Below are 6,412 nucleotides of genomic sequence, written 5' to 3'. Positions count from 1 at the left end.
GGTGGTGGCGGGCGGTGAACTCCCAGCGGGTGGAGTAGGGCTCCAGGCGGAAGTCGGGGAGGCGGGTCATGGAGGGGCCCTTTCCCGCGTGGGGGGTAGGCTGTCGGGGGGGGGGGGGGGGCCGGGCGTTCCGGGCGCGTCGGGTGCCACGGGGGTCGCCGGAGCCTCGGGTGCGTCGGGCGCCCCCGGGGCATCGGGGTTCTCGCGCAGTTCGGCGAGCAGGGTGTAGACGGTGGAGCGGGACACCCTCAGCGCCGTGGCGACGGCCGGGACCGCGCGCCGGACGGCGAGCACCCCGGCCCGGTCGAGTTCGCGGAGCACGGCGAGCCGGTCCTCGCGCCCGAGCCGCTCCAGGGGACGGCCGTGGGCGCGCACATAGCCGCCGACGACCTCGTTCATCCGCTCGGTCCAGTCCTGCTCGAAGAGCGGTTCGGGGCGGCGGGCGGTCGGTGCGGCGAAGGCGGCGAGCAGGGCGGCGGCGTGTTCGAGCGGGCCCCGGTCGAGGTTGACGCACAGGACGGCGGCGGGGCGGCCGTCCTCGTCGCGGAGCACCGCGCTGACCGAGGAGAGCCGTCGGCCGTCGGGCAGCAGCTTCGGGTAGGGGCCGTAGACGTCGGGGGCGGCCTGGTCCAGGGCGTCCAGCTCGCCGAGCAGCGAGGGGTCGCCCGGCCCGCGTCCGCCCATCGGGTTCCAGATGGCGAGGACCTCGTCGCGGGTGGCGTCGTGCAGCACCACCTCGGCATAGGGCCCGAGCAGCAGGGCCACCGCCTGGCAGACGGGGGCCCAGGCGCGCAGGCGCGGGTCGGGGGTCTCGGAGGTCATGATTGGACTGTACGTCCAGCCTGGACGTTCCGTCCAGGACGGATCACGGAACGGCCCCGCCCCCAGGTGAGGAACCCCGGGGGACGGGCCCGTGACGAATCAGGCGGGATCAGGCGAAACCAGGCCGGATCAGGCCGGATCAGCTGCAGGTGATCTGGAGCAGCGCCACCTTGCAGGTACGGCTCGCCGAGTCGTTGCCGGGCACCGGGTCGGCCGGGGTGCCGGCCGTCCGGGAGGTGGTGACGGCGAAGGTCCGGCCGAGGTCGAGCAGGCCGACCTGCACGGTGAAGTGCCGGGTGACGCTCGCGCCGACGGCCAGCGGACCGGCGATCGCGCAGGTCAGACGGCCGGCGGCGACGGTGCAGTCACTGCTGGTGGCGATCATGCCGCTCGGCAGCGCGGAGGTGACGGTGACGGCGGTCACCGGGTCGGGGCCCCGGCCGGTCACCGTCAGCGTGTAGTCGACCCGGCCGCCCAGCAGGCCGGACACCGGGGAGGCGGTGAGCCCGACGGCGGCGTCGGCGGTCGGCGCGACGTAACCGAACCGGTCGGCGGGCACGGCGGCGCTGGTGCCGCCCGCCGTGGTGACCCGGACGTCGACCGTTCCGGCGACCGGCGAGGCCGGCGCGGTGGCGGTGCAGGAGGTCGCGGTGCAGGAGAAGGACGCGGCGTTTCCGGCGGCGCCGAAGCTCACCGAGGTCGCGCCGGCCAGGTCGGTGCCGGTCACGGTGACCGCCGTGCCGCCGGCCTGCGGGCCCGTGGCCGGGCTGACGCCCGTGACCACCGGCGCGGGCGGCGGGAAGTCGAGGACGCTGACGGCGGACCCGTCGAAGTCGGCCAGGTAGCCGCGCCGGCTGTCGGGCGTGATCGCCAGGCCGAACGGGCTCGCGCCGACCTGGACGGTGCCGGTGACGGTGCCGGTGGCGGCGTCGATCGCGGTGAGCGTGTTGTCCGCGTAGTTGCTCGCGTAGACGGACCGGCCGTCGGGGGCGGCGGCCACCGCGTACGGGTTGGCGCCGACCTGGACGGTGGCGGTGACGGTCCGGTGCGCGGTGTCCAGCACGCTGACGGTGGAGTCGCCGCCGTTGGCGGTCCACAGCCGGGAGCCGTCGGGGGCGAGGGCGAGGCCGAACACACCGCGGCCCACCGGTATCGAGGTGCCGACCGTGGCGGTGGCGGTGTCGATGACGTCGACCCGCTGGTCGCCGGAGGCAGCGACGTACACGGACGCGCCGTCCGGGGCGACGGCCACACCGTGCGGCTCGGCTCCGACCCGGACGGTCGCGGTGACGGTGGCGCTGGCGGTGTCCAGCACGCTGACCGTGCCGGCCTCGGCATTGGTCACATAGGCGTGGCCGCCGTCGGGGGCGACCGCCACACCGAAGGCTCCGGCACCGACCGGGACGGTGGCGGCGACCGCGCCGGTGGCGGTGTCGACCACGCTGACCGTGCCGTCGAGGTGGTGGGAGAGGTAGGCGCGCCGGCCGTCCGGCGCGACCGCGACGGCGTAGGAGCCGGTACCGGCGGTGAAACTGCCCGTCACCGTGCCGGTGGCGGTGGACAGGACGGTGACCGTGCCGCTGCCCTGGCTGGTCACGTACGCCCGGGCGCCGTCCGGGGTCAGTGCGACGCCCGCCGGGTACGGGGCGACGGTGACGGTGGCCGCCACCGTGGGCGGCAGCCCGGCGGCCGCGGCGACGCCCGCGGTGTCGGCGGACGCGGCGCCTGGCTGGACCAGCAGGGCGGCCGTGGCCGCGCCGACGGCGGCCGCGGCCGTCCAGAAGCGGCGCGGGGACGGGCGTGTTGTCACGGGATCTCCAGACTCGTCGGAATCGTCGGAACCGGACGCTTCACGGCCGCACCGGGCATTCCGGGCGACCCGGGGGGACCGTCCGGATCGCCCGAAGCGTAGAAGGTCGATTGACGAAGCGTCAGGAGATGACCGGGATTGTTGCCAACCGTTCAAGTCTGTTCAATTGGTCACTATTCGAACCGCCCGGCTCCCCGATGGCGGGGGCCGGGCGGCGGGCGGCGGGGGCCGGGCGGCGCGGGATCAGCGCTTGACGGCCACGCCGCCGTACATCGCGATGTCCTGGTCCCGGATCGGTGCGGCGTCCGGGTCGGGGTTCCAGTGGTGGACCAGGGTGACCCCGGGGTCCAGCAGTTCGTAGCCGTCGAAGAAGGCCAGGGTCTCGGCCCGGTCGCGGATCTGCAGCGGGATGCCCCGGGCGTTGTACTCGCGGCCCACCCCGCCGACGCCCACCGGGTCGGTGTCGCCGGTGAAGACGGTCAGCGCGAGGAAGCTCCCCGGCGCCAGCCGGTCCATCAGCCGCCGGACCAGGCCCTGCGGGTCGTCCGCGTCGAGGACGAAGTGCACGATCGCGATCAGCGACAGCGCCACCGGCCGGGAGAGGTCGAGCACCTCGCGCAGCGCCGGCGAGTCCAGGATCGAGTCGACGTCCCGCAGGTCGGCGTCCAGGTAGGCGGTGCGGCCCTCCGGTGCGCTGGACATCAGCGCGCGGGCGTGGGTCAGCACGATCGGGTCGTTGTCGACGTACACGACCCGCGACTCCGGGGCCACCGCCTGGGCGATCTCGTGCACGTTCGGCGAGGTGGGGATGCCCGTGCCGATGTCCAGGAACTGCCGCACCCCGTGCTTCTCGGTGAGGTGGCGGACCACCCGCTCCATGAAGGTGCGGGTCGTCCGCATCGAGGTCGGCAGGGCCGGCCAGGCCTGCACGGAGGCGTGGGCGGCGACCCGGTCCGGCGCGAAGTTGGTCTTGCCGCCGATGAGGTAGTCGTACACCCGGGCCGAGTGCGGGACGTCCATCCGGAGGTCCACCCCCGTCCAGGACTCCCGGCCCTGCTCGCCCGGCCGCTCCCCCGACACCCAGTCAGCGCGCCCCATGTCGCTCTCCCGCTCTTCCCCGCTTGACGTTCCGGTCCGGCCCCCGCCGGCGGTCCGTCGCGTCAACTCGGCGACGGACACGCCTTCGTGCGCACGGTAACCGACCGTACACCAGGGGACCGGGCGGTGCCTGAACGGGTGGCGCGATCGGGCAGGGGCTCAGATCTGCCCGAACAGTGCCGCGAAGGCCGCCTCCAGCCCGGTCACCGCCGCCGCCAGCACCGCGACCGTGCGCAGCGCGTCGACCACCGTGCCGACCCGTCGGCGCAGCGGGCCCTCGCGGGGCTCGTCGAGCGCCGTCTCGGCGAGGATGCCGGCCAGGGCGGCGTCCGCGTCCTCGGCGTCCGCGTCCGCGACGGCGCCCGGCCGTTCGGCCCGCAGCCGGGCGAGCGCGGCGCGCAGCGCCTCGGCCGCCGCCCGCAGTGCCTCGGGTCCGACCGGGGCGGCCGGGGCCGCGTCCGCGCCGATCCGCACGGTCGCGCCCTGGCCGCCGGCCACCGGGCCGTACACGGTGGAGCCGACCACCTGGACCCCGCCGGTGTTCCAGTTCGCCCCGGCGGGCGGCCGGTTCTCCTCCGGCCCGGCGGCGGCGTTCGCGTCCTCGGTCACTTGCCCTTCCCCTTCTCCTTGCCGATGTCGACCCGGGCCCCGGCACCGCCCGCGACCGGGCCGTGCACGGTGGAACCCACCACCTGGACACCGCCGTTGTTGATGTTGGTGATGCTCTGCGACTGCTCCTCGAAGGCCGCGCTGTCGTAACCGCGCGCCTTCAGTTCGGCGCCGACCGCGCTGAACACCCGCTCGGTCACGGTGCTCAGGAAGCGCTGCACGTCGTGCTCCTGGAAGATGTTCTGGTACGTCGCGCCGGCGCCGAGTTCGCGGACGCTCGACCGGGGCGCGTAGTCGACGGCGTAACCGGCCCTGGTCAGGTGGCGGTACCGGCGGGCGAGCCGGGCGGCCCGGCGGCGCGACTGCCAGACCTGCCGGACCTGGCCGACGGCGATCGCCGTGTCGCCGCCGAGCCGGCGCGCGGACCAGCCGAGCGCGTTCATCGCGTGCATGAAGCCGGAGCGGTGGCCCAGCAGGTCGACCACGTGGTAGTCCTGCGCCACCGGGCCCAGCACGTACGGCAGCCACTCCAGGTACAGCAGGCCGCCGCGGGTGCTGGCCCGGACCAGCACGGTGACCACGACCTCCTCCTGCCAGGAGCCGACCCGGATCGCCAGGTAGTGCCGGAGCCGCTCGTGGCCGGACCGGCTCAGCAGGTCGGCCCAGGCCGGTTCGAGCAGGACCTGCTCCCCGGCCCGGCCGGACATCGCGCCCAGCCAGCTGTCCGGGGAGTCGTCGCGCAGACTGGGGCGGAACACCCGGTCGGTGACGGAGAGTCCGCGCAGGGAGTCCTCCGGGTAGCGCTGGTCCTGGGCGAGCGCGCGGACCCGCGCCGCGACGGAGCGGTAGAGCGTGCTGGTGTCGATCGGGTCCGGCGCCCGGCCCCGCGCGGCCCGCTCGGCGGAGGGGCGCAGCTCGAAGGTCATCCGCCAGATCCGGCCGGCCGTGCCGAGGCCGACCAGGGGGGCCTGGCGTTGGTAGAGCAGCTCCGGTCCGGCCTGCTGCTCGCCCAGCCGCTCGTACACCCGGGCGGCCCGCGAGCCGCGGGGGCGCGGCGGCGGGACGGGGGTGGGGTCCATCCCCACCAGCGCGGACAGCCGGCGCCGCAGCCGGTAGCGCAGCCGGGCGGCGGCCAGCCAGAGCAGGGCCAGCTCGACGAGCAGGCCGGCGCCGATCGGGCCGAACAGGTCGGGAACGAACACCCGGTTCAGGCCGGAGTCCCGGAGCGGGCCGTAGAAATAGGTGACGGCGGTGGCCACCAGGGCCAGGGTGGCGAGCAGTCGGCCGACGCCGGCGACGGTCCCGCGCCAGCCGGTGGCGCGCGGCGACCGCGGGGTGATCATCAGCCGCTCGATCTCCAGGCCGAGCCGGTGGTCCATCCGGCCGGACCCGAGGCCGCCGCCGGCCAGGGTGAGCAGCAGGAGCAGCACCAGGGCCGCGAGTCCGGCGCCCACGCCGAGCACCGGGAAGGCCAGCACGACGACGAGGACGCAGAACAGGCCGGTCCTGGCCTCCCAGCGGCGGGCGGTCAGGGCCTCGTGCAGCACCCGGACGAGGTCGGTGCCGGGCGAGGGGGCGGGGATCCGGAAGGACTGCTCGACCAGTTCCTCGATCAGCGCGGCGCGGAAGCGCCGGTCCAGCCAGGCGGCGGCGCACAGGTAGCGGGTGGCGTCGCCGGGGACGGTGCCCGCCTGGTGGTGCAGGTTCTCGGGCGTCGCCGGGACGGCGGGGCCGGGCGTGGACGCGGAAGCGGGGCCGGGCGTGGACGCGGGGCCGGGCGTACCGGCGGCGGGGCCGGGCGTGGCGGCGGACGTGAACGAGGGGCCCAGGTACGTCGGGGTGTCGTGCGGCTCGGGCGGCTCGGGCGGTTCGGGCGGCTCGGCGGGTGCCGGCTCGGGTGGCTCCGGCACCGGCACCGGCCGCGGGGGCACCGGCTGCGGCGGCACCGGCCTCGGCTTCGGCGGGAGGACCGGCCCGGTCCGGATCGGCGGTGGCGGCGGGTAGCCCTGCGGGGGGGGGGGGGGGGGCGGGGGGGGGGGGAGGGGGGGGGGGGGGGAGGGGGGGGGGGGTCCC

Annotated in this window: 5 protein-coding genes; all 5 read right to left on the bottom strand. The window is 76.1% G+C overall.

Annotated features, from left to right (window positions below):
- Positions 1-66: 66 nt before the first annotated feature.
- On the bottom strand, positions 67-822 hold the full coding sequence (locus tag ADK60_RS18930; protein WP_079008497.1) for a helix-turn-helix transcriptional regulator: 756 nt from the start codon (positions 820-822) through the stop codon (positions 67-69).
- 139 nt (positions 823-961) lie between these two features.
- Entirely contained in the window at positions 962-2,632 is a 1,671-nt protein-coding gene (locus tag ADK60_RS18925; RefSeq protein WP_053647460.1) for a YVTN family beta-propeller repeat protein, read from the bottom strand.
- A 243-nt stretch (positions 2,633-2,875) separates the two neighbouring features.
- Positions 2,876-3,730, bottom strand: a complete 855-nt coding sequence (locus tag ADK60_RS18920) for an SAM-dependent methyltransferase (protein WP_078896773.1) — start codon at positions 3,728-3,730, stop codon at positions 2,876-2,878.
- 159 nt (positions 3,731-3,889) lie between these two features.
- Positions 3,890-4,339 (bottom strand): hypothetical protein, encoded by a 450-nt coding sequence (locus ADK60_RS18915; RefSeq protein WP_053647458.1) that lies wholly within the window; start codon positions 4,337-4,339, stop codon positions 3,890-3,892.
- Entirely contained in the window at positions 4,336-6,249 is a 1,914-nt protein-coding gene (locus tag ADK60_RS18910; protein ID WP_159400489.1) for an AbeC-like domain-containing protein, read from the bottom strand. Before ADK60_RS18910 ends, ADK60_RS18915 begins: the two co-directional genes overlap by 4 nt.
- Positions 6,250-6,412 lie beyond the last annotated feature (163 nt).

The sequence above is a fragment of the Streptomyces sp. XY431 genome (genome assembly GCF_001279805.1).
Classification (GTDB): domain Bacteria; phylum Actinomycetota; class Actinomycetes; order Streptomycetales; family Streptomycetaceae; genus Kitasatospora; species Kitasatospora purpeofusca.
Note: the sequence above shows the minus strand (reverse complement) of the source record. Positions and strands in the feature narration are given on the sequence as shown.